This is a genomic window from Pseudomonas sp. LAIL14HWK12:I1, from assembly GCF_003202095.1.
GTDB lineage: Bacteria > Pseudomonadota > Gammaproteobacteria > Pseudomonadales > Pseudomonadaceae > Aquipseudomonas > Aquipseudomonas monteilii.
In genome coordinates this window covers 121808-146214 of the sequence record NZ_QJKG01000004.1, presented here as the reverse complement: position 1 = coordinate 146214, position 24407 = coordinate 121808, and the positions used below count along the sequence as shown (strand labels likewise).

At 60.0% G+C, this 24407-nt stretch carries 25 protein-coding genes; 11 read left to right on the top strand and 14 right to left on the bottom strand.

The genetic code is table 11. The features are described 5' to 3' along the window. Both rpsI and rplM read right to left on the bottom strand, forming a co-directional pair. Complete coding sequence (gene rpsI, locus D906_RS12610) at window positions 1-393, bottom strand: 30S ribosomal protein S9 (protein ID WP_003260797.1); 393 nt, start codon at window positions 391-393, stop codon at window positions 1-3. Between the two features lie 14 nt (window positions 394-407). Next, entirely contained in the window at window positions 408-836 is a 429-nt protein-coding gene (gene rplM, locus D906_RS12605) for a 50S ribosomal protein L13 (protein WP_003251819.1), read from the bottom strand. A 257-nt stretch (window positions 837-1093) separates the two neighbouring features. Between rplM and D906_RS12600 the strand changes: the two genes are divergently transcribed. Together D906_RS12600 and D906_RS12595 are read left to right on the top strand one after the other, a co-directional pair. Continuing rightward, window positions 1094-2134 carry an NADP(H)-dependent aldo-keto reductase gene (locus D906_RS12600; protein WP_019098042.1) on the top strand — a complete coding sequence of 347 codons (1041 nt, stop codon included), beginning with the start codon at window positions 1094-1096 and terminating at the stop codon, window positions 2132-2134. Window positions 2135-2346: 212 nt separating this feature from the next. Further along, window positions 2347-3267, top strand: a complete 921-nt coding sequence (locus D906_RS12595; protein ID WP_174244705.1) for a GlxA family transcriptional regulator — start codon at window positions 2347-2349, stop codon at window positions 3265-3267. 33 nt (window positions 3268-3300) lie between these two features. On the opposite strand, the gene zapE is transcribed toward D906_RS12595, so the two are convergent. The 3 genes from zapE to D906_RS12580 all read right to left on the bottom strand — a co-directional run bounded on the left by zapE (window position 3301) and on the right by D906_RS12580 (window position 6570). Next, on the bottom strand, window positions 3301-4395 hold the full coding sequence (gene zapE / locus D906_RS12590) for a cell division protein ZapE (RefSeq protein WP_016713542.1): 1095 nt from the start codon (window positions 4393-4395) through the stop codon (window positions 3301-3303). 164 nt (window positions 4396-4559) lie between these two features. Beyond that, a complete protein-coding gene (locus D906_RS12585) occupies window positions 4560-5909 on the bottom strand; it encodes a tryptophan--tRNA ligase (RefSeq protein ID WP_027609128.1) in 1350 nt (449 codons plus the stop codon). A 25-nt stretch (window positions 5910-5934) separates the two neighbouring features. After that, on the bottom strand, window positions 5935-6570 hold the full coding sequence (locus tag D906_RS12580; protein ID WP_019098039.1) for an alpha/beta hydrolase: 636 nt from the start codon (window positions 6568-6570) through the stop codon (window positions 5935-5937). A 135-nt stretch (window positions 6571-6705) separates the two neighbouring features. Here D906_RS12580 and D906_RS12575 point away from each other — a divergent pair, with 135 nt between their 5' ends. Beyond that, the gene (locus D906_RS12575; RefSeq protein WP_016713539.1) at window positions 6706-7143 is read left to right on the top strand and encodes a YhcB family protein; all 438 of its coding nucleotides are present in this window, start codon (window positions 6706-6708) and stop codon (window positions 7141-7143) included. Between the two features lie 47 nt (window positions 7144-7190). Here D906_RS12575 and D906_RS12570 read toward each other — a convergent pair whose 3' ends face one another. Continuing rightward, window positions 7191-8387: a methionine gamma-lyase gene (locus D906_RS12570; RefSeq protein ID WP_016713538.1), complete on the bottom strand. Its 1197-nt coding sequence runs from the start codon at window positions 8385-8387 to the stop codon at window positions 7191-7193. Window positions 8388-8514: 127 nt separating this feature from the next. On the opposite strand from D906_RS12570, the gene D906_RS12565 reads away from it, so the two are divergent. From D906_RS12565 to D906_RS12540, 6 genes are all read left to right on the top strand, one after another. Then, the gene (locus D906_RS12565) at window positions 8515-8994 is read left to right on the top strand and encodes an Lrp/AsnC family transcriptional regulator (protein WP_016498026.1); all 480 of its coding nucleotides are present in this window, start codon (window positions 8515-8517) and stop codon (window positions 8992-8994) included. A 112-nt stretch (window positions 8995-9106) separates the two neighbouring features. After that, window positions 9107-11368, top strand: coding sequence for an S-type pyocin domain-containing protein (locus D906_RS12560; RefSeq protein WP_027615379.1), 2262 nt, complete (start codon window positions 9107-9109; stop codon window positions 11366-11368). Then, entirely contained in the window at window positions 11343-11615 is a 273-nt protein-coding gene (locus tag D906_RS12555) for a bacteriocin immunity protein (protein ID WP_033694650.1), read from the top strand. Before D906_RS12560 ends, D906_RS12555 begins: the two co-directional genes overlap by 26 nt. Before the next feature lie 283 nt (window positions 11616-11898). Then, on the top strand, window positions 11899-12219 hold the full coding sequence (locus tag D906_RS12550; protein WP_019098035.1) for a hypothetical protein: 321 nt from the start codon (window positions 11899-11901) through the stop codon (window positions 12217-12219). Then, on the top strand, window positions 12213-12479 hold the full coding sequence (locus D906_RS12545; RefSeq protein WP_027614733.1) for a bacteriocin immunity protein: 267 nt from the start codon (window positions 12213-12215) through the stop codon (window positions 12477-12479). Before D906_RS12550 ends, D906_RS12545 begins: the two co-directional genes overlap by 7 nt. 12 nt (window positions 12480-12491) lie before the next feature. After that, a complete protein-coding gene (locus tag D906_RS12540; RefSeq protein WP_027615378.1) occupies window positions 12492-13136 on the top strand; it encodes an RES family NAD+ phosphorylase in 645 nt (214 codons plus the stop codon). A gap of 34 nt (window positions 13137-13170) precedes the next feature. On the opposite strand, the gene D906_RS12535 is transcribed toward D906_RS12540, so the two are convergent. The 4 genes from D906_RS12535 to D906_RS12520 form a co-directional block, all read right to left on the bottom strand. Then, a complete protein-coding gene (locus D906_RS12535; protein ID WP_097156172.1) occupies window positions 13171-13806 on the bottom strand; it encodes a hypothetical protein in 636 nt (211 codons plus the stop codon). A 220-nt stretch (window positions 13807-14026) separates the two neighbouring features. After that, complete coding sequence (gene cysN / locus D906_RS12530; protein ID WP_027615377.1) at window positions 14027-15928, bottom strand: sulfate adenylyltransferase subunit CysN; 1902 nt, start codon at window positions 15926-15928, stop codon at window positions 14027-14029. A gap of 15 nt (window positions 15929-15943) precedes the next feature. Then, window positions 15944-16861: a sulfate adenylyltransferase subunit CysD gene (cysD, locus tag D906_RS12525; protein WP_013974136.1), complete on the bottom strand. Its 918-nt coding sequence runs from the start codon at window positions 16859-16861 to the stop codon at window positions 15944-15946. 195 nt (window positions 16862-17056) lie between these two features. Next, the gene (locus D906_RS12520; protein WP_019098031.1) at window positions 17057-17815 is read right to left on the bottom strand and encodes a Nif3-like dinuclear metal center hexameric protein; all 759 of its coding nucleotides are present in this window, start codon (window positions 17813-17815) and stop codon (window positions 17057-17059) included. Between the two features lie 157 nt (window positions 17816-17972). Here D906_RS12520 and algW point away from each other — a divergent pair, with 157 nt between their 5' ends. Next, window positions 17973-19133, top strand: a complete 1161-nt coding sequence (gene algW, locus D906_RS12515) for a Do family serine endopeptidase AlgW (RefSeq protein ID WP_019098030.1) — start codon at window positions 17973-17975, stop codon at window positions 19131-19133. A gap of 31 nt (window positions 19134-19164) precedes the next feature. On the opposite strand, the gene D906_RS12510 is transcribed toward algW, so the two are convergent. From D906_RS12510 to D906_RS12495, 4 genes are all read right to left on the bottom strand, one after another. Further along, window positions 19165-19929, bottom strand: a complete 765-nt coding sequence (locus tag D906_RS12510) for an amino acid ABC transporter ATP-binding protein (RefSeq protein ID WP_003251792.1) — start codon at window positions 19927-19929, stop codon at window positions 19165-19167. A 10-nt stretch (window positions 19930-19939) separates the two neighbouring features. After that, window positions 19940-21037, bottom strand: a complete 1098-nt coding sequence (locus tag D906_RS12505) for an amino acid ABC transporter permease (protein ID WP_016713533.1) — start codon at window positions 21035-21037, stop codon at window positions 19940-19942. A 10-nt stretch (window positions 21038-21047) separates the two neighbouring features. Then, the gene (locus D906_RS12500; RefSeq protein ID WP_027615376.1) at window positions 21048-22226 is read right to left on the bottom strand and encodes an amino acid ABC transporter permease; all 1179 of its coding nucleotides are present in this window, start codon (window positions 22224-22226) and stop codon (window positions 21048-21050) included. A gap of 67 nt (window positions 22227-22293) precedes the next feature. Beyond that, entirely contained in the window at window positions 22294-23322 is a 1029-nt protein-coding gene (locus D906_RS12495; protein WP_016713531.1) for an amino acid ABC transporter substrate-binding protein, read from the bottom strand. A 332-nt stretch (window positions 23323-23654) separates the two neighbouring features. On the opposite strand from D906_RS12495, the gene D906_RS12490 reads away from it, so the two are divergent. Further along, window positions 23655-24311 carry an alpha/beta hydrolase gene (locus tag D906_RS12490; RefSeq protein ID WP_019098027.1) on the top strand — a complete coding sequence of 219 codons (657 nt, stop codon included), beginning with the start codon at window positions 23655-23657 and terminating at the stop codon, window positions 24309-24311. Window positions 24312-24407 lie beyond the last annotated feature (96 nt).

Genomic DNA, 24407 nt, shown 5'->3' with positions numbered 1-24407 from the left:
TTAACGCTTGGAGTACTGAGGACGCTTACGCGCTTTACGCAGACCCACTTTCTTACGCTCGACTTCACGAGCATCGCGGGTGACGTAGCCAGCACGACGCAGAGCGCCACGCAGGGTTTCGTCGTATTCCATCAGAGCGCGGGTGATACCGTGACGGATCGCACCGGCCTGACCGCTGACACCACCACCGGAAACGGTGACGTAGATGTCGAACTTCTCAACGGTTTCGGTCAGCTCGAGTGGCTGGCGAACAACCATGCGAGCGGTTTCGCGACCGAAGAACACGTCCAGAGAACGGTTGTTGATGGAAATGTTACCAGTACCCGGACGCAGGAATACGCGAGCGGTTGCGGTCTTGCGACGGCCAGTGCCGTAGTTTTGAGTCGCCGACATAATGAACCTTCCCGTTAGATCTTCAGTTCTTGAGGCTGCTGAGCAGTGTGTGGGTGAGCAGCACCCGCGTACACTTTCAGCTTGCGGTACATGTCGCGACCCAGCGGGTTCTTAGGCAGCATGCCTTTGACCGCGGTTTCGATAACACGCTCTGGGGCCTTGGCGATCAACTTCTCGAAGTTGATTTCCTTGATACCGCCCGGGAAACCGGAGTGGGAGTAGTACATTTTGTCGGAAGACTTGGCACCAGTCACACGAACCTGCTCGGCGTTGATAACGACGATGTAGTCGCCGGTGTCAACGTGAGGGGTGTATTCTGGTTTGTGTTTGCCACGCAGACGGGTAGCGATTTCGGTAGCCAGACGACCCAGGGTCTGGCCAGCGGCGTCAACTACGAACCACTCGCGCTTTACTGTTTCCGGTTTAGCAGTAAAAGTTTTCATTCTCTAAAGCCTCAGAGGCCGCCCAGCGAAAAATAGACGGCGAATCTTACTGGATAGTGCACAGCTTGCCAAGGGCAAGCGCGCAGCCGAACGCTGACGCTTTTGGGGGCTCGGGTCGGGCACGCCAATGTTCGACGGGGTTCTTCCTGCGTGGAGGTGCATCACTTCCGCCACACGGAGAGGGGCCGAATTATCCAGATTGCGCGAAAAATTTCAACCTGCTTTGATGGGCTTCTTTGCCAAGGAGTGTCTACCCGATGGAATACCGCCAGCTTGGCCGTACCGACCTCAACGTCAGCGCCCTGTGCCTGGGCACCATGACCTGGGGCGAACAGAACGTTCAGGCCGAAGCCTTCGAACAGATCGCCCGGGCCAAGGCCGCCGGGGTCAACTTCATCGACACCGCCGAGATGTACCCGGTGCCGCCCCGCCCGGAAACCTACGCAGCCACCGAGCGCATCATCGGCAACTGGTTCCGTGAGCAAGGCGACCGTGACGACTGGGTGCTGGCCAGCAAGGTCGCAGGCCCCGGCAACGGCATCAGCCACATTCGCGACGGCCAGCTCAAACACAACCGTCAGCACATCGTCGCAGCACTGGACGAGAGCCTGAAGCGCCTGCAGACCGACCGCATCGACTTGTACCAGTTGCACTGGCCGGAGCGCAGCACCAACTTCTTCGGCAAGCTGGGCTACCAGCACCTGCCACAGGACCACTTCACCCCGCTGGAAGAAACCCTCGAAGTACTCGACGAACAGGTGCGTGCGGGCAAGATCCGCCACGTCGGCCTGTCCAACGAAACACCGTGGGGCACCATGAAGTTCCTGCAACTGGCCGAAAGCCGTGGCTGGCCACGGGCGGTATCGATCCAGAACCCTTACAACCTGCTCAACCGCAGCTTCGAGGTAGGCCTGGCGGAAGTGGCCATCCGTGAGCAGTGCGGCCTGCTGGCCTACTCGCCGCTGGCCTTCGGCATGCTCTCGGGCAAATACGAGAACGGTGCACGGCCGGAAAATGCCCGCCTGACCCTCTTCAGCCGCTTTGCCCGCTACTCCAACCCGCAGACCGTGGCGGCCTGCAGCCGCTACGTGCAACTGGCCCGCGAGCATGGGCTGGACCCGGCACAGATGGCCCTGGCGTTCGTGACCCGGCAGCCTTTCGTGACCAGCAACATCATTGGCGCGACCAGCCTCGAGCAACTGGAGAGCAACCTGGCCAGCGTTGAGTTGAGCCTGAGCGACGAGTTGCTGGCAGGGATCGAGGCGATTCACCAGCAGCAGCCCAACCCTGCGCCTTGAGCGCAATCCTGTAACGCCCTCTTCGCGCGTAACCCCGCGCAGAGGGCGTGCAGTGTACCGGGGTAGACACCATCGCCAAAAAATAAGACGATCCAGCCGGTGATTGACCACTCTACCCTATAAGAACAATGACAATGATGTTTACCCAACCCTCCGCGTCGCTGCGGCGCGTCAGCATCCTGGCCATTGACAAGGTGTTCGCTTCGACCTTGATGCAAGCCAAGGATTTCTTCCACCTCGCCAGCCTGCGCTACAGCAAGCAGCTGGGCCTGGGCCTGCAGCCCATGTTCGAAATCCGCCTGGTGAGCCCCGACGGCCAGCCTGTGGACAGTTTCAGCAATGTGCAGCTACCGGTCGACGGTGGCCTGGACGACGCCGATGTGATCATCCTCCCGGCCTACTGGGACGACTTCGACAACCTGCTGCAACACTACCCACAGGTGCTACCGTGGCTGCGTGACCAGCATGCGCGCGGCGCGGTGCTGTGCGCCGAGGCCAGTGGTGTGTTCTGGCTGGCCGAGTCCGGCCTGCTCGATGGCAAGGAGGCGACCACCTACTGGCGCTTCTTCAACAGCTTTGCCGAGCGCTTTCCGAAGGTCCGCCTGAACCAGGACAAGCACCTGACTGACGCAGACAATATCTATTGCGCGGGCGGGGCTACCTCGGCCTGCGACCTGTACATCTACCTGATCGAACGCTTCTGCGGCGCCAACGTGGCCCGCGCCGTGGCCCGCGACATCCTCTACGAAGTGCAGCGCAACTACACCCCGGGGCGTATGGGCTTTGGCGGGCAGAAGCTGCACCAGGACCTGATCATCCTGCAGATCCAGCACTGGCTTGAAGAGCACTTCGCCGACAAGTTCCGCTTCGAGGATGTGGCCCGCAACCACGGCATGAGCATCCGCAACTTCATGCGCCGCTTCCAGGGCGCGACGGGCGACAAGCCGCTGCACTACCTGCAACGGCTACGGATCGAGACAGCCAAGGGGTTGTTGTCGAGTACACGCAAGAGCATCAAGACCATCAGCTATGAGGTCGGTTATGACGATGCCAGTTTCTTTGCGCGGCTGTTCCGTCAGCACACCGAGTTGTCGCCGAACCAATACCGGCAGCAGTTCATGCAAGAGGCTTGAGACCAATGGGGCCGCGTTGCGGCCCCAGCAATCTTATGGCTTGTGCGCGCGCGACAGGAATTCGTGCGACTGCATCTCCAGCAACCGGCTCAGGGTGCGCTGGAACTCGAAGCTCAGACGCCCACCGGTATACAGGTCCTTCAGCTCGACCTCGGCCGAAATGATCAGCTTGACGTTACGGTCGTAGAACTCGTCCACCATGTTGATGAAACGGCGGGCGATGTCGTCGGTGGTCACGCCCATCTGCTCCACGTTGCTCAGCAGCACGGCATGGAAAATCTTGCCCAGCTCGATGTAGTCGTTCTGGCTACGCGGCCCGTCGCACAGGGCGCGGAAGTCAAACCAGGCAACGTCATCGCAAGTACGCAGCGCATTGATCGGGCGGTTCTCGATCATCAACACGTCGTTCTCGACCGCCTGGGTGCATTCAGGCGTCAGTGCCTTGAAGCTGGCGCGCATGCTCTGGTGAGCCGCATCGTTGAGCGGGAAGTGGAACAGCTCGGCCTGCTCCAGGTGACGCAGGCGGTAGTCGACGCCGCTGTCGACGTTCACCACGTCGGTGTACTGCTTGATCATGGCGATGGCCGGCAGGAAGCGCGCACGTTGCAGGCCGTCCTTGTACAGGCCGTCCGGCACGATGTTGGAGGTAGCCACCAGCGACACGCCATTCTTGAACAGCTCTTCCATCAAGGTGCCGAGGATCATGGCGTCGGTAATGTCCGACACGAAGAATTCGTCGAAGCAAATTACCTTGGCTTCTTCGCTGAAGCGCTTGGCAATGATGGTCAGCGGGTTCTTCTCGCCCTTGAGGGTTTTCATTTCCTCGTGCACACGCTTCATGAAGCGGTGGAAGTGCGTACGCATCTTCTGCTTGAACGGCAGCGCTTCGTAGAAGGTATCGACCAGATAGGTCTTGCCTCGCCCTACCCCACCCCAGAAGTACAGGCCCTTGACCGGGGCCTGCTCCTTCTTGCCGAACAGCTTGCCGAACACGCCCGGCTTGTTGTTCTGCGCGTGCACCAGGTCGTCGTACAGGCGCTGCAGGTGACGCACCGCAGTTTCCTGCGCCGCGTCATGGAAGAAGTCGGGACGTTTCAGATCTGCTTGATAGCGTTCTAAGGGAGTCATGATTCGTTAGCGAGGCAACAAAAAACGGGCCGTCACTGTAGCGACAGGCCCGCTTAATGGCAATGAGACTTGCGTCAATATGCCTCATCCAGACCAACTAAGTGCTGGATGGCACCGGCTTTGCCGGTGTTCGCGGGTAAACCCGCTCCTACAGGCGAAATGCCTCAGTCTTGCTGTGGCTGAAGCGCTGCACGCAGGCTATGAATGGCTGCATCACGGGCTTCGGCGCTGTCGAACTGCGGCCCGTCGGCAACCTGTTCGCCGTTCAGCCACAGGCCAAAGCCCAGGCCTTCGACGCGCACATCCGCCTCGCCACCCTGCTGCAACTGCTTGCTCACGGCGCCGGCGCTCTTACCGTCGGCGAAGCTGCGCGACAGCAACAGTTGCTCGCCATCAGCGGCCAGCAGGCGGAAGCGGAAGCTGCCGTCTTCGTCGCGGAAGCTGACGAAACGCGCGCTCTTGGCGGCCTTCTTCTTCACTTCGGTGTTGGTCTGCACACTGCTGCGGAACGAACGCAGGCCCACGGCCTCGCGCAGCTGCTCGAGGAACGGCGTGGCGATCTTGCGGGCCTTGGCGGCGCCGGCAAGCAGGATGTCTTCCAGGTCCGCCGGACGGGCGATCAGCTGGTGGTAGTACTCGCGCTTCTCGGCCAGCTGGCCATCCAGCAGCTGGAACAGCCGCTGCTTGGCCTCGCCCCAGCCCAGGCCCTGCAGCAGCTCTTCACGGAACTCGGCGCACTGCGCCGGCGTCGAGAAGGCCTGGAACAGGGTGAACAGGTGCGCGTTGTCCGGGTCTTTCGCTTCGCCAGGCGCACGCGAGTCGGTGACAATGCGCGAGATGGCGTCCTTCATGTCCTTGGCGCTGGTGAACAGCGGGATGGTGTTGTCGTAGCTCTTGGACATCTTGCGCCCGTCCAGACCCGGCAGGGTCGCCACGCTCTCCTCGATCACCGCTTCCGGCAGGGCGAAGAAGTCGTTGCCCTGGCCGAACAGGTGATTGAAGCGCTGGCCGATGTCGCGGGCCATTTCCACGTGCTGGATCTGGTCACGGCCGACCGGCACCTTGTTGGCGTTGAACATCAGGATGTCGGCAGCCATCAGCACCGGGTAGCTGAACAGGCCCATGGTGACGCCAGCGTCCGGGTCTTCGCCGGCCTCGACGTTCTTGTCCACCGAGGCCTTGTAGGCATGGGCACGGTTCAGCAGGCCCTTGGCAGCAACGCAGGTCAACAGCCAGGTCAGCTCGGGGATTTCCGGGATGTCGGACTGGCGGTAGAAGGTCACCTTGTCCGGGTCCAGGCCACCGGCCAGCCAGGTGGCGGCGATTTCCAGGCGCGAACGCTGGATGCGCAGCGGGTCGTCGCACTTGATCAGGGCGTGGTAGTCGGCCAGGAAGTAGAACGAGTCGACACCGGGCTGCTGGCTGGCACGGATCGCCGGGCGAATGGCGCCGGCGTAGTTGCCCAGGTGCGGAGTGCCGGTGGTGGTGATACCGGTAAGAATGCGCGTGGTCATGGGTGTTCGCTTATTCAGGCTTGGCTCAGTTCGAAAGGCGCGGCAGCAGCAGATCCTTCAGATCGGTCAGCTTGCCATGGAAGAAGTGTCCGCATTCTGCCACTTTCAGCAGCTCATGGGGGCGCGACAGACTGTCGGACCAATCGTAAACCAGCTGCGGCGCAACGACTTCGTCGGCATCCGGCTGCACCACGGTGATCGGGCAGCGCTGCGGCAGCGGGAATTCGGCCGTCAGACGCATGACTGCCGGGGCGATCATGAACAGGTGCTGCAACTCGGTGCCTGCAGCCTCCAGGCGGCCGGCCAGGCTGGTGGCGACAAAGCCGCCGAACGAGAAGCCCATCAGCACCAGCGGCAGGCCCAGGTGCTTTTCGCGCAGCCAGGCCGCAGCGGCCTCGGCATCGGCCACTTCGCCAGCGCCCATGTCATGACTGCCGGCGCTCTGCCCGACGCCACGGTAGTTGAAACGCAGGGTCACATAGCCGGCGTCACGGGCGGTGCGCTGCAGGGTCGAGACCACCTTGTTGAGCATGGTGCCGCCCTGGACCGGGTTGGGGTGGCAGATCAGCACCACGCCACGGGCATTGGCCACGTCCAGGTACAAGGCTTCCAGCTGGCCACTGGGGCCATCGATGAACAAGGGGGTTTCGCGGACAAGCAAGGCACTACTCCGTGACCTCGGGAGGGGTCGATTCGTCTAGGTGAGGAATTCTGTTCTGATTTGCGATCGCTCGCGGTATACAGCGCAGGTCTGAGCCGTTAACGTAAAGCAAAGCCGTTTATAGAGGAAGGACTCGTGGAACTCTCGCTCCTTGTTTGGTTGTTGCCAACCCTGGCCCTGGTCATCGGCGTGGTAGTCGGTTTCGTCGTCGCTCGCCTGCTGCCCAATGCCGCGCCGAGCAGCACCCAGCGTCAGCTGGATGACATCCAGAAGCGTTTCGACAGCTACCAGAACGAAGTGGTCACCCACTTCAACAGCACCGCCGTGCTGGTCAAGAAACTGACCCAAAGCTACCAGGACGTGCAGGATCACCTGGCCGAAGGCGCCAACAGCCTGGCCCTGGATGAAGTCACTCGCCAACGCCTGCTGGCTGCACTGCACTCCGAAGCGCCGCAAGGCCCACGTGACCGCCTGACCCCGCCGAAAGACACCGCCGAAGTGCCACGCGACTATGCGCCGAAAGCGCCGAACTCGCCGGGAATGCTGGATGAGAGCTACGGGCTCAAGCGTTAATCCGCTGAGCATGAAAAAGGCCTCGCAAGAGGCCTTTTTCGGTTTACCTATTTGCAAGCCTGCAATGCCTGCTCGACATCCGCCAATAGATCCTCCACATCCTCCAGACCCACCGACAACCTCACCAACCCCTCCGATATCCCGTGATGTGCCCGCTCTTGCGGCGTGTAACTGGAGTGCGTCATGCTCGCCGGGTGCTGTGCCAACGACTCGGCATCCCCCAGGCTCACCGCCCGTGCAAACAGCTGTAGCGCATTCATGAAGCGCCGCCCTGCCTCGATACCGCCCTTGAGCTCGAAAGCGATCATGCCGCCCGGCAAACGCATCTGGCGTTGCGCCAGCTCGTACTGGGCAAACGTCGGCAACCCCGGGTAGTGAATCAGCTCCACCTGCGGCTGCCGAGCCAGAAACTCCGCCACCTGCTGGGCATTGGCGCAATGTCGGTCCATGCGCAGAGCCAAGGTCTTGATCCCGCGCATCAGCAGCGCTGCGTCGTGGGGTGACAGGACCGCCCCGGTCATATCCTTCAACCCTTCCAGGCGGATACGGTCAATCAGCGCCTTGCGTCCCACCACCAGGCCGGCAGTGATATCACCGTGGCCACTGAGGTACTTGGTCGCCGAATGCACCACCAGGTCCGCTCCCAGCTCCAGCGGCCGCTGCAGGTAGGGCGTGCAGTAGGTGTTGTCGACCACCACATGTACATCATGCCCGCGCACCGCCTCGGCCACCACGGCGATATCCACCAGTTGCATGTTGGGGTTGGCCGGCGTTTCGAAGTAGATCATTCGTGTTTTGCTGTTGATCGCCGACTTCAGGGCCTTGGCATCGTTCAGGTCGACATGGCGGATTTTCACGCCGAATTCGCCAATGCCATGGTGCAGGAAGGCGAAGGTGCAGCCGTACAGCGTGCGCCCGACGATCAGCTCGTCACCAGGCCGCAGCAGGGTCCAGATCGTCGAGGTAATGGCCCCCATGCCCGACGCCAATGCCAACCCCGCCTCACCGCCCTCCAGTGAAGCCATGCGTTGTTCCAGCAGTGCCAGGGTGGGGTTGGAGATGCGGCTGTAGAAATGCCCCGCCTCCTCCCCAGCGAAGCACGCAGCGCCGTATTCGACCGTGGGGAAGGCATAGGTAGCGGTCTGGTACACCGGCGGCACCAACGCACCACCATGGGAAAGCGGGTCGTAGCCATGGTGAATGGCCCGCGTGGAAAAACCGGTGTTGTTATGGGAGTCGCGCATGGCAACAGCCTCTTGTGGTTTGCTATAAGCTTATGCCACCGAGCTGCCCGATTTTTTCCAAAGTAGCCCACGCATCTGCGTGCATGCTGGAACAAAAACAATAAATAACGGACCAGGAGGGCAAAACATGCCTTCAAGCCTCGACCGCACCGACCGCGCCCTGCTTGCCGCCCTGCAGGACAACGCCCGCCTAACCGTCGCCGAACTTGCCGACCAGGTGGCACTGACCACCTCACCCTGCTGGCGACGGGTCAAGCTGCTGGAAGACAACGGCTACATCACCGGCTACCAGGCCATCCTCTCGCCCAAGTCGCTGGGGTTTGGCGTGACTGCGTTCGTCAGCATCATGATGGACTCGCACACCAAGGACATGGCGCTGGCGTTCGAGCAGCGGCTGATGGAAATTCCCGAAATCGTGGCCTGCCACAACATCTCCGGGCGCTATGACTTTTTGCTGGAAATCCTGGCAAGGGACCTGGAGTCGTTCGGGGAATTTACTCGAGAAGTGCTGCAGCGACTGCCCGGAGTGAAGGAAATTTATTCGAGTTTTTCCTACAAGGCGGTGAAGGAAAGACGGGTGATACCTGTGTCGGAAAAACATATCTGAGACAGATCTTTCCGAATACCGAGAAGCCTCCTAACGATTGACAGGCCGCAGCTGACATACAGCGAATTCGGCATACGTAAAGCTGGCCCATGTAGTGACTTGGAGAACCTACATGGCACGGGACAATACGTATTATCTCGATGAGGCGCTATATATAAGCGCACAAGCGCCCACAGCGGCAGAACTGAGGCTGATTGGTGGAGGGGGCGGCGGGCCTGGTGCAGGCGGCTGGGGGCTGAGCGATGGTCCTCCGCGCGGCACCAGCCCAACCAAACAAGATGTTGCTCGGGTTATTTCCACACGCAGGGTACTGACTGAAGAATATCAAATAGTCGAGAAAGACTATACAGATAAATATGCGCCCGAAATAAATCAGCTTCCTGCAACCATCGCGACCTTGAAAGCCCAGATCAAAGCTGAAGCCAATGCGTTATCAGGTGCACCAGCAGAGCAGCAAATACTGACGTCACGCATCAACCAGATTCGTGATAGATACCTTCAGATAGTGCCCGAAGCTAACAATTACTTTGGCGTACCCGCATTCTATAAACGCGGCGACTCCATGATGAGCCGGTTTCTGGACCCGGGCTTCTTCGCTGCGACAACAGGTCAAGAATTAGGTATTGAATGGGCCACGAGACTCCAGAGGTCTTGGGATGGCACCTATCAATTACACCTTGAAGCTCAGAAGCACCAAGCGCTGGCAGATGAACTGTACGGGCTGGCAAGGCAAGTGGATCAGGAGGAGCTCAGCCATCAGCCTCTGGACCTGTTGACGATAATCGCGCGCAGAACAGCGCAGATTCACGCAGAGCGACAAATACATTTCGATTGTTTACCCAACGTTCTTCAACATGAGCTTGGGCAAACCGTCATAGACGAGGCGCTCACACTGGTTCAAACCTTCAGCTCTTACCTGGCCACTGCCGCAGCGTTGGTGCAAACCAAACAGGCGCAAATTCCACAGTATCGGGATCAAAATCCTCGAATCAACGGTCCGCTGTCGAAACCCCAGCTTGAAGGGCTTTTGCACCTTGTCGATGAGCAACGATTGCGCCGGGCCGGGCCACGCTGGCAGGAATATCACCTGGCACTGGCGTTGAATGAATCGATCAGATTCCTAGGTGTTTATGCAACTACCACGCAAAACCTGATGCGGCGCGCTGCGGAGGTGGAAAACCTTCAAGCGCAACTCGCCGCACAGGAAGAAGCAATTCGCCAACAAGCCGAAGCCGAGCGTCTGGCCGCAGAAGCCGAGCGGCAAAGGCAAGAGGCTCTGCGCCAAAGCGTCACCTACATCAATGATGCGCGATGGGTTGCATCTACGCCGGCCGTAATTCCCATTGGCGCTGCCTCGTTTGCAATAGCCGAATCTGCTTACTCAGCGTTGGGCGAAACAATTACGGCAGCGATTACCCGCCTTGTAGCGTCTGCGCTCTCCTCGCTTGCAGTAGGTACTCTCGCGATGGCTTGGCCGACAACGCTCGGTAACAGCGAGCGCAGGTACCTTGTCAGTACTCCTCTCTCCAGCCTCACACCGCCCGGCGGGCCAGACCTTGCCACCTTGGCTGCGTCATCCACCAGCATCGACCTGCCGTATTTACTGGCGGGAGCCGAGCACGAGCATGGCATGGATCTGTATGTGGTGCCTGGAGGCAGGCCGATTCCCGTACGTGCAGCGGCATTCGACAGTGAACGGCAGGTCTACAGCCTGACGCTGGATAACCCGCAGCGGATTTTGACCTGGACACCTGCCAGCGCGCCGGGCGCTGAAGAAGGAAGCTCTACCAGCTTACCGCCAGCGCCACCCGGTACCGTTGTTTATACCGGCAGTACCCTGAACCCCGTCAGCACCGAAGCAGAGGGTTACCCGGCGCTAGACTTGCTGGACCAGGAACGGTTGATCATCACCTTTCCCATGGACTCGGGATTACCGCCTATTCTGGTGGTGTTCAAGAGTCCGCGGTACGAGGCTGGTACATCGACCGGAAATGGTGCACAGGTAACAGATACATGGCGTAAATCGGCAGCTAGCCTCGAAGGGGCTCCAATTCCTGCTCAGATTGCTGATCTTCTAAGGGATAAAGAATATAGGAGCTTTGACGCGTTCCGGCGGCAATTCTGGAAGGCGGTGGCTAATGACCCCGAGCTTTCGAAGCAGTTTAGCCCTCAAGACATCCGTCGAATGAGAAAACATGGATACTCGCCTTGGGTCGATAAAGATGACAAGTATATGAGCAAACGCTCCCACGAAATTCACCATGTCGTGCCTATCAGCGAGCAAGGTGGTGTATATGATATGGACAACTTAATAATTTTGACGCCCAAAGCCCACAACCACATTCACCATGGAAAAGACGGCCTTGAAAAATAAATTTGAAGATTACACAAAACAAGAGTTCCTTGCCTTCCTCCAAGTGATTGATACAGCTATCGAGGATGAGCCAGACAACGTACTGGTACCTTTGATTGAACATTTTGAGAAAATTACCGAGCATCCGTCTGGTAGTGATCTTTTTTTTAGACCGCAGGGCAACAACCGGGGTGAGCCTGAGCAAGTACTTGAAATAGTCGAAACGTGGCGCCTGACCAATGGCAAAGAAGGTTTCAAAGCTAGCTGAATAGAATGAGGCCCTGATCACCCAGGGTCTCAACATATCCGGATGCCATGACGCGCCGCTGAGAATGCTGGCACCGCACCCGGAGTCATTTGGCGAATGTGCCACGCAGCTTGTCATCCAAAGCGGTGGAAGATAAACAGGTAATATCGGTTTAGGAAAACCGCACCCAAGACTATTCCTACCAATCACCAGGAGCGCTCCTACTGACATACAGCCTACCCCTGACATACAGAAAGCTCGTCCCCGGACACACTTTCCCTGCCTCTCACCCAGGGACGACTCCATGGCCTACCCTCTTCCAGAATTCATCATCCGTAAACTCGAAGGTCGAACATTCGACAGCTTCGACCATTTCTCCCAATACTTCTGGCTGGCGATCGCAGAAGACCCGATCTACAGCCAGCAATTCATCCCCGCCCAACTCAACCGCCTCAAGAAAGGCTGGCCCCCTCGCGCGCCATTCCATGAGACGGCAAGGGGTCTGCGGTGCTATCGGCTATGCCACCTGAACCCGCCCGAGTGGGGTGGGCCGATGTACGACGCTGAAAACCTGCGGATCATGAGCGCCATGCAATACGCGCTTTCATCGGAGACGCCATGGTGATCAGCCTGAAGCGCAGCCTCGCCGACTATTCATACGGTGAGTTTCGATCGATTGTTGAGGCGTTGACTCAGGCGACAGGCTCGCGTGATTGGCAGGACCGATTGCTGGAGCACTTTATCGAAGTCGTTGCACATCCTGATGGCGCTGACCTTATCTATAACCCAGAGCAGCAGCAGGCTAGCTGCGCCGAGCAGGTAGTGGCGCGCATCGTGGCGTGGCGCAGGTCAAATGAGCTCCCCGTTTTCAGTGACTTGCGGTGAACAACCCACGCCATGAACGAGCTGACTGATCAAGTACTCGAAGCGCTGTACAAGTACCCGGAATTGTTGAAACAGGTACCCGCGGGTTCACTTCTGCACAGGGTTCAAGCGTCTCGCTACGATACCAGCCCAGTGAACTACCGCGCCGATTCCGATACCCGCTACGCCGACCCTTCCAAACAGGTTGGCGTCTGCTATTTGGCCTGTTCTGCAGAAGTTGCAATCGCCGAGTCGTTCCAGCCAGGCCAAGGTATTGATGATCAACCAGTACGACTTTCGCGACTGGAACAGACGTCGCTACATTTACTCAGGACGGTACGTGAGTTGTACGTGGTAGATGTGGCTGCCCTGGCGAACCGTGCGACTCATCACAAAATACGGGATATCGTTCAGGCTAAGGGCCAAGGTAGAGAAGGTTATGCATTCACACGAAAGCTCAGCCAAGTGTGCATGAGCCAAGGGCAAGTTGATGGCCTGCTTTATCCGTCAGCGGTCTATAGCGTTACCGGGTCCATGGACGGATGCAACATCGTGCTGTTCCAAGGTCGCTCAATCCAGATCGAAGCGATACGCCATCAGGCTGTGAGCTTGGCAGTGTTGCAAAATGGTGAAACGGTAGTAGAGTTTCTTTACAGCCTGGGCGTAGCGCTGGAGTAGACGCGAAGCCCGACTTTCCTTGAAAGATCAGGATTCACTGCCCAGCTTCGAACGCGTTCAAAAAGTCGCGCTTGATGACTTCCACAGCCGCAGTGTTATCCAGCAAATGAAAGCGTGGCAATACGTTGCTCGGTTCACCGGGCTCTGAATAATCCATGTTGCCGATCAGGTGCTGAACCAGAAAATTCATGGCTTCGGTATCCGCAGGGTCCACTTCGAGCGACTGAATCAACCCGTCGACAAATGGCCTCGGCTTGTTCTCGGCGAACTGGAAAGACGGGTAGTATTTTCTGCGATTGCCAGTGTTCGTGTATGCGAGCAACTTACCGGCTTTTGTCTTCTGACTCAGTGCCTGCTTGGAAATGCCCAGTATTTCACAGGCCGTTCTGGCATCCAGCAACTCGCAACGGCTGATCACACGCTCGAACGCGCGTGCTTTCATCTTGGCCATGGCCTCCTGGTTACGTGTTGCAACACTGCGCTTCGTTTCGACGTCCACCCTGGCGAGGGCAGCAAAAGCCTGCTCGTCGGCCAGGGCTACGGCATTAAGCACTACTGCTTCAGAAGCACGTGCAGGATGCTCCTCAAAGCGCTGCCGCAGAGCAGCTTTGGCAGCTTCAAGGCAAGCGAATGCAGGGTGAGTCGCTTTGTGGGCAGCAGTAGTTGTCATTACGTTTCCTCCAGCCTGAACAGCCTTCTGGCATCCAAAGTATGCTTGCAGCCTCCACATGTCAACTTGTCAACAAGTCAATATGTAAACGTAGAGTTTACCCTAGGTCTGCCATGCAGCCCGTCGCGACACAAGACTGCCCCTACAAGGGACGGTGCAGGCTTGCGGGACGAAAAATAAAAACCCCGCCGAGGCGGGGTTTTTTATTGCAGGCCAGCGCTTAGATCGCGCCACGCTGACGCAGCACGTCCAGCACCAGCTTCACGCCTTCATCCACGCTGGTGGACTGGGTGTCGATCACCAGGTCAGCATCCAGCGGCACATCGAACGGGAAGCTTTCACCCGGGATGTTGTCGCCACCGGCCGCGTACAGGCCTTGCGGGTCACGCTCGCGGCAAGCCAGCGGCGAAGCCTGAACGTAGACGGTTACCAGACGGTCTTTGCCGATCAAGGCCTTGGCCTGTTCACGGCCTTCGGCGTCCGGGGCCACGAACGCAGCCAGGGTCAGCAGGCCGGCTTCGTTGAACTGGCGCGCCACATGGGCGGCGCGGCGCCAGTTCTCGGTGCGGCCGGCGCGGTCTTGCGGCAGGCCCTTGTTCAGGTCGTGGCACAGGTTCTGGCCGTCGAGCACGTAAACCGCACGGCCCATGTCGAACAGCTTGCGCTCCACGGCGTAGGCCAGGGTGCTCTTGCCAGCACCGGACAGACCGCTGAACAGCACGGTGGCTGGCTGCTGACCGAAGCGCAGTGCACGCTCTTCAGTCGACACGTGAGCCTGCTTGCCATGCTGGCCGGTGCTGCCGTGTGGCAGTACTGGCGGGGCGATGATCATGCCGGCGCCAACGGTGCCGTTGGTCAGGCGGTCGATGACGATGAACGCACCGGTTGTGCGGTTGCTGTCGTAACCGTCCAGGGCGATCGAAGCGTCCAGGGCCACCTTGACGCGGCCGATCTCGTTCAGTTGCAGTGCACTGGCAGCGCCCTGCTCAAGGGTGTTCACATCGACCTTGTGGGTGATGCTGGCAATCGAGCCCGGCACGTAGCTGGTGGCGCGCTTGATGTCGTACTTCTTGCCCGGCAGCATTGGCTCTTCAGCCATCCACACCAGCATGGCGTCAAACTGGTCGGTTACCGGCGGAACGTTGTCGGCGTGTACCAGCAGGTCGCCACGGGAGATGTCGATCTCGTCTTCCATGGTCAGGGTAACGGCCTGGCCAGGGCCTGCGTTTTCCAGTTCACCTTCGTAGGTGACGATGGACTTGACGCGGCTGCTCTTGCCCGACGGCAGCACGACGATTTCGTCGCCCTTGTGTACCACGCCGCTGGCGATGGTACCGGCGAAGCCGCGGAAGTTCAGGTTCGGGCGGTTCACGTACTGCACCGGGAAGCGCAGGTCGGTGAAGTTGCGGTCGGCCGACACTTCGACGGTTTCGAGGATTTCCATCAGCGTCGGGCCGGCGTACCACGGCGAACGCTCGCTGTGGTTGACCACGTTGTCGCCCTTGAGCGCCGACATCGGCACGAAGTGCAGGCTGCTCGGGGTCAGGTTGATGGCGTCGGCAAACTTCAGGTAATCCGCCTTGATCGACTCGAAGACGTCCTGATCGAAGCCTTTGAGGTCCATCTTGTTGACCGCGACCACGATGTGCTTGATGCCCAGCAACGAAGCAATGTAGCTGTGGCGGCGGGTCTGGGTCTGCACGCCGTAGCGGGCATCGACCAGGATAATCGCCAGGTCGCAGGTGGACGCACCGGTGGCCATGTTGCGGGTGTACTGCTCGTGGCCCGGGGTGTCGGCGATGATGAACTTGCGCTTGGCGGTGGAGAAGTAGCGGTAGGCGACATCGATGGTGATGCCCTGCTCGCGCTCGGCCTGCAGGCCGTCTACCAGCAGTGCCAGGTCGACTTCTTCGCCGGTGGTGCCGACTTTCTTCGAATCACGGGTGATGGCCTCGAGGTGGTCCTCGTAGATCATCTTCGAGTCGTGCAGCAGGCGCCCGATCAGGGTGCTCTTGCCGTCGTCAACGTTGCCGCAGGTCAGGAAACGCAGCAGTTCCTTGCGCTCGTGCTGGGCCAGGTAGGCGAGGATGTCCTCGCTGATCAGATCAGATTGGTGCGACATGGAGTAACCCTGAAATTAGAAGTAGCCTTGGCGTTTCTTGTCTTCCATGGAACCGGCGCCATCGTGGTCGATGACACGGCCCTGGCGCTCGGACGTACGGGTCAGGAGCATTTCCTGAATGATGTCCGTCAGGGTCTCGGCTTCCGACTCGACAGCACCCGTCAACGGGTAGCAACCGAGGGTACGGAAACGCACCTTCTTCTTGACGATGCGCGCTTTCTCTTCATCGGTGAGATGCTCGAGGATGCGCTCGTCGTCGATCATGATCAGGGTGCCGTTCTTCTCGATCACTTCACGCTCAGCGGCGAAGTACAGCGGCACGATCGGGATGCCTTCGAGGTAGATGTACTGCCAGATGTCCAGCTCGGTCCAGTTCGACAGCGGGAAGACGCGGATCGACTCGCCCTTGTTGACCTTGCCGTTGTAAACGTTCCACAGCTCGGGGCGCTGGTTTTTCGGGTCCCAGCGGTGCTTGCTGTCCCGGAACGAATATACACGCTCCTTGGCCCGCGACTTCTCTTCGTCGCGGCGCGCGCCACCGAAGGCGGCGTCGAAACCATGCTTGTCCAGTGCCTGCTTCAGGCCCTGGGTTTTCATGATGTCGGTGTGCTTGGAGCTGCCATGGGTGAACGGGTTGATGCCCTGCGCCACACCTTCGGGGTTGACGTGGGTGATCAGCTCCAGGCCCATTTCCTCGACCATTTTGTCGCGGAAGCTGTACATCTCCTGGAATTTCCACTGGGTGTCGACGTGCATCACCGGGAACGGCAGTTTGCCCGGAAAGAAGGCCTTGCGCGCCAGGTGCAGCATCACGGCGGAATCCTTGCCGATCGAGTACAGCATCACCGGGTTATCGAACTCGGCGGCCACCTCGCGGATAATGTGGATGCTCTCCGCCTCCAGCTGTTTCAAGTGCGTCAGTTTGTCGACCATGGCTACTCACGAAAAACGATCTTATGGACGGCCTGCGGGCCGTGTTCGAGCGAGCCACTTTATCACAGCGGCTTCTTCTATTTAGGAGCCGGGCTAGATCGAAAAGGTCTAACGATATGACTGGGGGTTTGGGCTGAAACGGGGTCCGCCCTGCGGCCCTTCGCGGGCATGCCCGCGAAGAAGGCAACACCGATCTCAGATGGGGTTCGGGCAGTCGATGAACAGGTGCTCAACGGCAAACCGCCGCGCCAGGTAATCACCCAACGCCTGCACGCCATATCGCTCGGTGGCATGGTGCCCGGCCGCGATGAAGCTGACGCCGTTCTCGCGTGCACTGTGGTAGGTCTGCTCGGATGCCTCACCCGTCAGGTACAGGTCCACTCCGGCCGCAATCGCCGTATCGATGTAACCCTGCCCGCCACCGGTGCACCAGCCAACCCGGCGGATCATCTGCTCCCCTTCCACCAACAACGGCTCACGCCCCAGCACTTCCTGCACCCGGCGGGCAAAATCGCGCGCGGTCATCGGCTCGACCAGCGAGCCGACCAGTCCCACCACCTTGGGATTTTCCGGGTCCAGCGGCCCTTCGACGGTGATGTCCAGTTGCCGTGCCAGCTGCACGTTGTTGCCGACGTCCGGGTGCACATCCAGCGGCAGGTGAAAGGCCAGCAGGCTGATATCGTTGTTCAGCAGGGTCTTCAGCCGGCGCTGACGAATGCCTGTGATGCACGGGTTCTCACCCTTCCAGAAGTAACCATGGTGCACCAGTATCAGGTCGGCCTCGGCCTCGACTGCGGCATCCAGCAACGCCTGGCTGGCGGTAACACCGCTGACGATGCGGCTGACCTGTGGCCGGCCTTCGACCTGCAGGCCATTGGGGCAATAATCCTGGATCTTCGCGCTGCCAAGGTAGCGTTCGGCTTCCTCGACCAGGGTGTTGAGAGCGACGGCCATGAAAATCTCCTCGAAAACTGCGCTTTTCTCGGGCGCAACGCCCGTATAATGCCGGCCATTATGGGCCGTCGCCGGCACTGGGGGAACCGGTGTATGATCGCGCGCGCTCATGCCCCACTGCGCGGCCAATGGCCCCTGCTCTTTCCAGGATTCGTTCATGTTCAAGGCGTTTCGTTACTTTGGCTGGCCCCTGCTCACCGGCGTGCTGATCGCCATGCTGATCATCCAGCGCTTCCCGGAATGGGTCGGCCTGCCCAGCCAGGACGTCAACCTGCAACAGGCGCCGCAGACCACCCGCATCATGCAGGGCCCGGTGTCTTACGCCGACGCGGTGACGCTGGCCGCGCCTGCGGTGGTCAACCTGTACACCACCAAAGTGGTGAACAAAAGTGCCCATCCATTGTTCGAAGACCCACAGTTCCGCCGCTTCTTCGGCGACAACCTGCCCAAGCAGCGCCGCTGGGAGTCGAGCCTGGGCTCGGCGGTGATCATGAGCCCCGAGGGCTACCTGCTGACCAATAACCATGTCACCAGCGGGGCCGACCAGATCGTCGTGGCCTTGAAGGATGGCCGCGAAACGCTGGCCCGAGTGATCGGCAGCGACCCGGAAACCGACCTGGCAGTGCTGAAGATCGACCTGAAGAACCTGCCGGCCATCACCATCGGCCGTTCCGACACCATTCACATCGGCGATGTGTCGCTGGCCATTGGTAACCCGTTCGGCGTCGGCCAAACCGTCACCATGGGTATCATCAGTGCCACCGGCCGCAACCAGCTGGGCCTGAACAACTACGAAGACTTCATCCAGACCGACGCAGCGATCAACCCTGGCAACTCGGGCGGCGCGCTGGTCGATGCCAATGGCAACCTGGTCGGCATCAATACCGCGATCTTCTCGAAGTCGGGCGGTTCGCAGGGCATCGGCTTCGCCATCCCGGTGAAACTGGCGCTGGAGGTGATGAAGTCGATCGTCGAGCATGGCCAGGTGATCCGTGGCTGGCTGGGCATCGAAGTTCAGCCGCTGAGCCAGGAGCTGGCCGAGTCGTTCGGCATGAAGGACCGCCCGGGTATCGTGGTGGCGGGCATCTTCCGCGAAGGGCCGGCGGCCAAAGCCGGGCTGCAACTGGGTGACGTGATTCTGAGCATCAACGGCGAACCGGCCGGCGACGGGCGCAAGTCGATGAACCAGGTGGCGCGGATCAAGCCTAACGAGAAGATCACCATCGAGGTAATGCGCAATGGGCAACAGTTGAAACTGATTGCCGAGGTGGGGCTGCGACCGCCGCCTGCGCCGGCTGCCACGCAAGAAGAGAAGTAAAAAATGGGGCCGCTTAGCGGCCCCATTTGCATCAGTGCAGGATCTGGCTGAGGAACAACTTGGTCCGGTCACTGCGCGGCCGGTCGAAGAAGTCATCCGGCGCCGCCTGCTCCACGATCTCCCCCTTGTCCATGAAAATCACCCGGTTCGCCACGGTGCGGGCAAAGCCCATTTCGTGGGTTACACAGAGCATGGTCATGCCATCCTCGGCCAGGCCCACCATGGTATCGAGCACTTCCTTGACCATTTCCGGGTCCAGCGCCGAGGTCGGTTCGTCGAACAGCATGATCTTCGGCTTCATGCACAGCGCACGGGCAATCGCCACACGCTGCTGCTGGCCACCGGACAACTGCCCCGGGTACTTGTGCGCCTGCTCTGGAATGCGCACGCGCTCCAGGTAGTGCATGGCAATTTCCTCAGCCTTGCGCCGGGGCATCTTGCGCACCCACATTGGCGCCAGGGTGCAGTTTTCCAGAATGCTCAGGTGCGGGAACAGGTTGAAGTGCTGGAACACCATGCCCACCTCGCGGCGGATGGCCTCGATCTGCTTGAGATCGTTGGTCAGTTCCACGCCATCCACCACGATGCGCCCCTGCTGGTGTTCTTCCAGGCGGTTCAGGCAACGGATGGTGGTGGACTTGCCCGAGCCGGACGGCCCGCACAGTACGATACGCTCGCCCTGGCGCACGTTCAGATTGATGTCCTTGAGCACATGGAACTGGCCATACCACTTGTTCACACCCTGCATCTGGATGATGCCTTCGGGGCCAGCAGGCTGCTTGATCGCTTCACTCATTTCGAAACTCCTAACGCTTGTGGCCAGTGTCCAGCTTGCGCTCCAGGTGCATGGAGTAGCGGGACATACCGAAACAGAAAATCCAGAACACCAGGGCGGCGAACACATAGCCCTCGGTGGCCATGCCCAGCCAGGCCGGGTCGGCGGCGGCTTGCTTGACGCTGTTCAGCAGGTCGAACAGGCCGATGATGATCACCAGGCTGGTGTCCTTGAACAAGGCAATGAAGGTGTTGACGATGCCGGGAATAACCAGCTTGAGCGCCTGCGGCAGAATCACCAGGCCCATCGCGCGCCAGTAGCCCAGGCCCATGGCCGCAGCGGCTTCGTACTGGCCCTTGGGGATGGCTTGCAGGCCCCCGCGTACCACTTCGGCGATGTACGCCGACTGGAACAGGATCACGCCGATCATCGCACGCAGCAGCTTGTCGAAGCTCATGCCTTCAGGCAGGAACAACGGCAGCATCACCGACGACATGAACAGCACGGTGATCAACGGCACGCCACGCCAGAACTCGATGAAGGTCACACACACCACCTTCACGGCCGGCATCCGCGAACGCCGGCCCAGGGCCAGCAGGATGCCCAGCGGCAAGGCGCCAACGATACCCACGGTGGCGATCACCAGGGTCAGCATCAGCCCGCCCCACTGGCTTGTAGCCACGGTTTCCAGGCCAAGCACGCCGCCATGCAGCAGGGTGTAGGCCAGGATCGGGTACAGCACCAGGAACCCCAGGCCATAGAAGGCCTTGCGCGGGAAGCGCTTGATGAACAGCGGTGCAGCGCCGAGCACGGCAAGCCACACGGTCAGGTCCACGCGCCAGCGCAACTCAGCCGGGTAATAGCCGTACATGAACTGGCCGAAGCGCTGCTGCACGAACACCCAGCAGGCGCCTTCCTTGGTGCAGTCGGCGCGGGTGGTGCCGACCCAGTTGGCGTCGATCAACGCCCACTGGATGAGCGGCGGCACGATCAACCACACCAGGTAGATGGCAAACAGGGTCAGCAGCGTGTTGAGCCAGCTGGAAAACAGATTGGCACGCATCCATGCGAGCACGCCGACGGTTTTCACCGGTGGCGGCATGTCGGGTTTGAAAACATGGGCATTCACGGGCGTATCCTCACCGCTCGATCAGCGCAATGCGCTTGTTGTACCAGTTCATCAGCAGCGAAATGCTGATGCTGATGGCGAGATAGACACTCATGGTGATCGCAATCACCTCGATGGCCTGGCCGGTCTGGTTGAGCACGGTACCGGCGAACAGCGAGACCATCTCCGGGTAGCCGATACCGGCCGCCAGCGACGAGTTCTTCGCCAGGTTCAGGTATTGGCTGGTCAGCGGCGGAATGATCACCCGCAGTGCCTGGGGGATGATCACCTTGCGCAGGGTCGGCCCCTCGCGCAGGCCCAGCGAGCGTGCGGCTTCGGTCTGGCCGTGACTGACCGAACGGATGCCGGAACGCACGATTTCGGCGATGAAGGCGGCCGTATAGATCGTCAGGGCCAGGGTCAGCGCCAGCAGCTCGGGGATCAATACCCAGCCACCGACGAAGTTGAAGCCTTTCAGTTGCGGTACTTCCCAGGTCACCGGGCTGCCGAACAGCAGCACGCTCAGGCCCGGAATGGCGACGAACAACGCCAGCCCCACCCAGAACTTGTGAAACGGCACGCCGGTCTCGTCGAAGCGCTTGTTGGCGTAACGCACCATCACCACGATCGCCACCACCGCCACGGCCAAGGCAACGACGAACGGCCAGAAGCCGTCGGCCATCGAAGCGCCGGGCATGTTCAGGCCACGGTTACTGATAAAGAAGGTGTCGTCGATGTTGATGCTGCCCCGCGGTCCCGGCAGGGTCAGAAACACGGCGAAGTACCAGAACAGGATCTGCAACAACGGCGGAATGTTGCGGAAGGTTTCCACATACACGGTCGCCAGCTTGTTGATCATCCAGTTAGGCGACAACCGCGCCACACCGATGATGAACCCCAGGATCGTCGCCAGAATGACACCGATGAAGGTCACCAGCAGGGTATTGAGCAGGCCGATGACGAACACCCGCGCATAGCTGTCGGATTCCACATAGGGAATCAGGTGCTGGGCGATGCCGAAGCCGGCACTGCGGTCGAGAAAGTCGAAGCCCGAGGTAATCCCCCGGTGTTGCAGGTTGGTTTGCGTGTTGTGGAACAGGTACCAGCCCAGGCCGACCACGAAAACGATCGTGAGGATCTGGAACAGCCACGCGCGCACACGCGGATCGTTAAGGGACAAGCCCTTGGGTGCGCCGATTTGATTTTGCATGAAGTGCCCCGGACAGTAGGGATTCGAACAGCCTGCGGCGACGGGATGCCGCCGCAGGGTGCAGCCATCAGCGCACAGGTGGCGCGTACTGGATGCCGCCGTTGTTCCACAGGGCGTTCATGCCACGGTCGATCTTCAGGTCGGTGCTCTGGCCCAGGTTCTTCTCGAACACTTCGCCGTAGTTGCCGACTTGCTTCACGATTTGCACTACCCAGTCTTTGGGCAGCTTGAGGTCCTTGCCGTACTCACCGTCCGCGCCCAGCAGGCGGGCGACGTCCGGGTTCTTGGTGGCCTTGGCTTCGGCCTCGACATTCTTCGAGGTGATGCCCGCCTCTTCGGCGTTGAGCATGGCGAACAGGGTCCACTTGACGATGCTGAACCACTCCTCGTCGCCTTTACGCACCACCGGGCCCAGCGGTTCCTTGGAGATGGTCTCCGGCAGCACCACGTACTCGGTCGGCGCGGCCAGCTTGGAGCGCTGGGCGAACAGCTGCGACTTGTCCGAGGTCAGCACGTCGCAACGGCCCGATTCCAGCGACTTGGCGCTTTCGTCCGAGGTGTCGAAGGTGATCGGCGTGTACTTGAGGTTATTGGCGCGGAAGAAGTCCGAGACGTTCAGCTCTGTGGTGGTACCGGCCTGGATACAGATGGTCGCGCCATCGAGCTCCTTGGCGCTGGAAACACCCAGCTTCTTGTTGACCAAAAAGCCAACGCCGTCATAGTAGGTAACACCGGCAAACACCAGGCCCATGCCGGCATCGCGCGAGCTGGTCCAGGTGGTGTTGCGCGACAGCACGTCCACTTCGCCCGACTGCAGGGCGGTGAAGCGTTCCTTGGCGTTGAGCTGGCTGAACTTGACCTTGGTCGCATCGCCGAACACGGCGGCGGCCACGGCGCGGCAAACATCGGCGTCGATACCGACGATCTTGCCCTGCGCATCAGGGACCGAGAAGCCCGGAAGACCGTCGCTCACGCCACACTGGACGAAGCCCTTCTTCTTTACCGCATCGAGGGTGGCGCCAGCCTGGGCGTTGCTCACGGCGCCCAGCGCGGCGGCAGCGGTCAGGACTGCCAGGGTGGTTTTCAACATCTTCATTCACAACCTCCAAATCGCTCTTGTTGTATCGAGCCGGAATTGCACCGCACCCTTTTGAGGCGTATCCGACCCGTATTGGCTTGTTATTGGGTCAATTGGCGCAATGGGCTGTTCTATGACAGCCTTCGCGTGCAAAGGGTGTTACCGTCACGGCCTGCCCTTTGCATCACAGGTTGAATTGCAAAGCGCGTACCAAAATTCGTGGCTGTAGCGTTTAAGCGCTCGTCAAGTAGGGAAAGTTGTATCGTTGCGACATTCTTTTTCCGACAATCATTTCCAGCGCCTTCTTTTCACGCACGCCATAACAAGACCCGCACACTTTCGGAGCAGTCATGACCAACCCGCTGATTCTCGAACCGCAGAAAACCGCTGATGCCTGTGTGATCTGGTTGCACGGTCTGGGTGCAGACCGTTACGACTTCCTACCTGTGGCCGAATTCATGCAGGAGCGCCTGCTCAGCACCCGCTTCATCATGCCCCAGGCCCCGACCCGTCCAGTCACCATAAATGGCGGGTATGCCATGCCCAGCTGGTATGACATCAAGGCCATGACCCCGGCCCGCGCCATTGACGAAGCGCAGCTGGAAGAGTCGGCCGAGCAGGTGATTGCCCTGATCAAGGCCGAGCAGGCCAAAGGCATCAACCTGTCGCGTATCTTCCTGGCCGGTTTCTCCCAGGGTGGCGCGGTGGTGCTGCACACTGCCTATATAAAGTGGCAAGAAGCACTGGGCGGGGTGATTGCCCTGTCCACCTATGCCCCCACCTTCAACGACCAGCACCAGTTGAGTGCGTGCCAGCAACGCACCCCGGCCCTGTGCCTGCACGGCGTGCACGACCCGGTGGTCATCCCGTCCATGGGCCGCACCGCCTTCGAGTTCCTGAACACCTGGGGTGTGGCCGCCCGCTGGCACGAGTACCCGATGGAGCACGAGGTGGTGGTCGAGGAGCTGAACGACATCCACGAATGGCTGGCCAAGCAACTGCAATAAGCCAGCACGGCTTGTAGTTGTAGGGCTATTCCACTACGCCGCGCCCGGTTCTTGCTTTACACTGCCCGGCGTACATTCCTTAACCAGTTGATGAGA

Coding starts and splice junctions, on each gene's coding strand:
- rpsI (WP_003260797.1), bottom strand. CDS start 393: ATGTCGGCGACTCAAAACTACGGCACTGGCCGTCGCAAGACCGCAACC.
- rplM (WP_003251819.1), bottom strand. CDS start 836: ATGAAAACTTTTACTGCTAAACCGGAAACAGTAAAGCGCGAGTGGTTC.
- D906_RS12600 (WP_019098042.1), top strand. CDS start 1,094: ATGGAATACCGCCAGCTTGGCCGTACCGACCTCAACGTCAGCGCCCTG.
- D906_RS12595 (WP_174244705.1), top strand. CDS start 2,347: ATGCAAGCCAAGGATTTCTTCCACCTCGCCAGCCTGCGCTACAGCAAG.
- zapE (WP_016713542.1), bottom strand. CDS start 4,395: ATGACTCCCTTAGAACGCTATCAAGCAGATCTGAAACGTCCCGACTTC.
- D906_RS12585 (WP_027609128.1), bottom strand. CDS start 5,909: ATGACCACGCGCATTCTTACCGGTATCACCACCACCGGCACTCCGCAC.
- D906_RS12570 (WP_016713538.1), bottom strand. CDS start 8,387: ATGCGCGACTCCCATAACAACACCGGTTTTTCCACGCGGGCCATTCAC.
- D906_RS12565 (WP_016498026.1), top strand. CDS start 8,515: ATGCCTTCAAGCCTCGACCGCACCGACCGCGCCCTGCTTGCCGCCCTG.
- D906_RS12560 (WP_027615379.1), top strand. CDS start 9,107: ATGGCACGGGACAATACGTATTATCTCGATGAGGCGCTATATATAAGC.
- D906_RS12555 (WP_033694650.1), top strand. CDS start 11,343: ATGGAAAAGACGGCCTTGAAAAATAAATTTGAAGATTACACAAAACAA.
- D906_RS12550 (WP_019098035.1), top strand. CDS start 11,899: ATGGCCTACCCTCTTCCAGAATTCATCATCCGTAAACTCGAAGGTCGA.
- D906_RS12545 (WP_027614733.1), top strand. CDS start 12,213: ATGGTGATCAGCCTGAAGCGCAGCCTCGCCGACTATTCATACGGTGAG.
- D906_RS12540 (WP_027615378.1), top strand. CDS start 12,492: ATGAACGAGCTGACTGATCAAGTACTCGAAGCGCTGTACAAGTACCCG.
- D906_RS12535 (WP_097156172.1), bottom strand. CDS start 13,806: ATGACAACTACTGCTGCCCACAAAGCGACTCACCCTGCATTCGCTTGC.
- cysN (WP_027615377.1), bottom strand. CDS start 15,928: ATGTCGCACCAATCTGATCTGATCAGCGAGGACATCCTCGCCTACCTG.
- cysD (WP_013974136.1), bottom strand. CDS start 16,861: ATGGTCGACAAACTGACGCACTTGAAACAGCTGGAGGCGGAGAGCATC.
- D906_RS12520 (WP_019098031.1), bottom strand. CDS start 17,815: ATGGCCGTCGCTCTCAACACCCTGGTCGAGGAAGCCGAACGCTACCTT.
- algW (WP_019098030.1), top strand. CDS start 17,973: ATGTTCAAGGCGTTTCGTTACTTTGGCTGGCCCCTGCTCACCGGCGTG.
- D906_RS12510 (WP_003251792.1), bottom strand. CDS start 19,929: ATGAGTGAAGCGATCAAGCAGCCTGCTGGCCCCGAAGGCATCATCCAG.
- D906_RS12500 (WP_027615376.1), bottom strand. CDS start 22,226: ATGCAAAATCAAATCGGCGCACCCAAGGGCTTGTCCCTTAACGATCCG.
- D906_RS12495 (WP_016713531.1), bottom strand. CDS start 23,322: ATGAAGATGTTGAAAACCACCCTGGCAGTCCTGACCGCTGCCGCCGCG.
- D906_RS12490 (WP_019098027.1), top strand. CDS start 23,655: ATGACCAACCCGCTGATTCTCGAACCGCAGAAAACCGCTGATGCCTGT.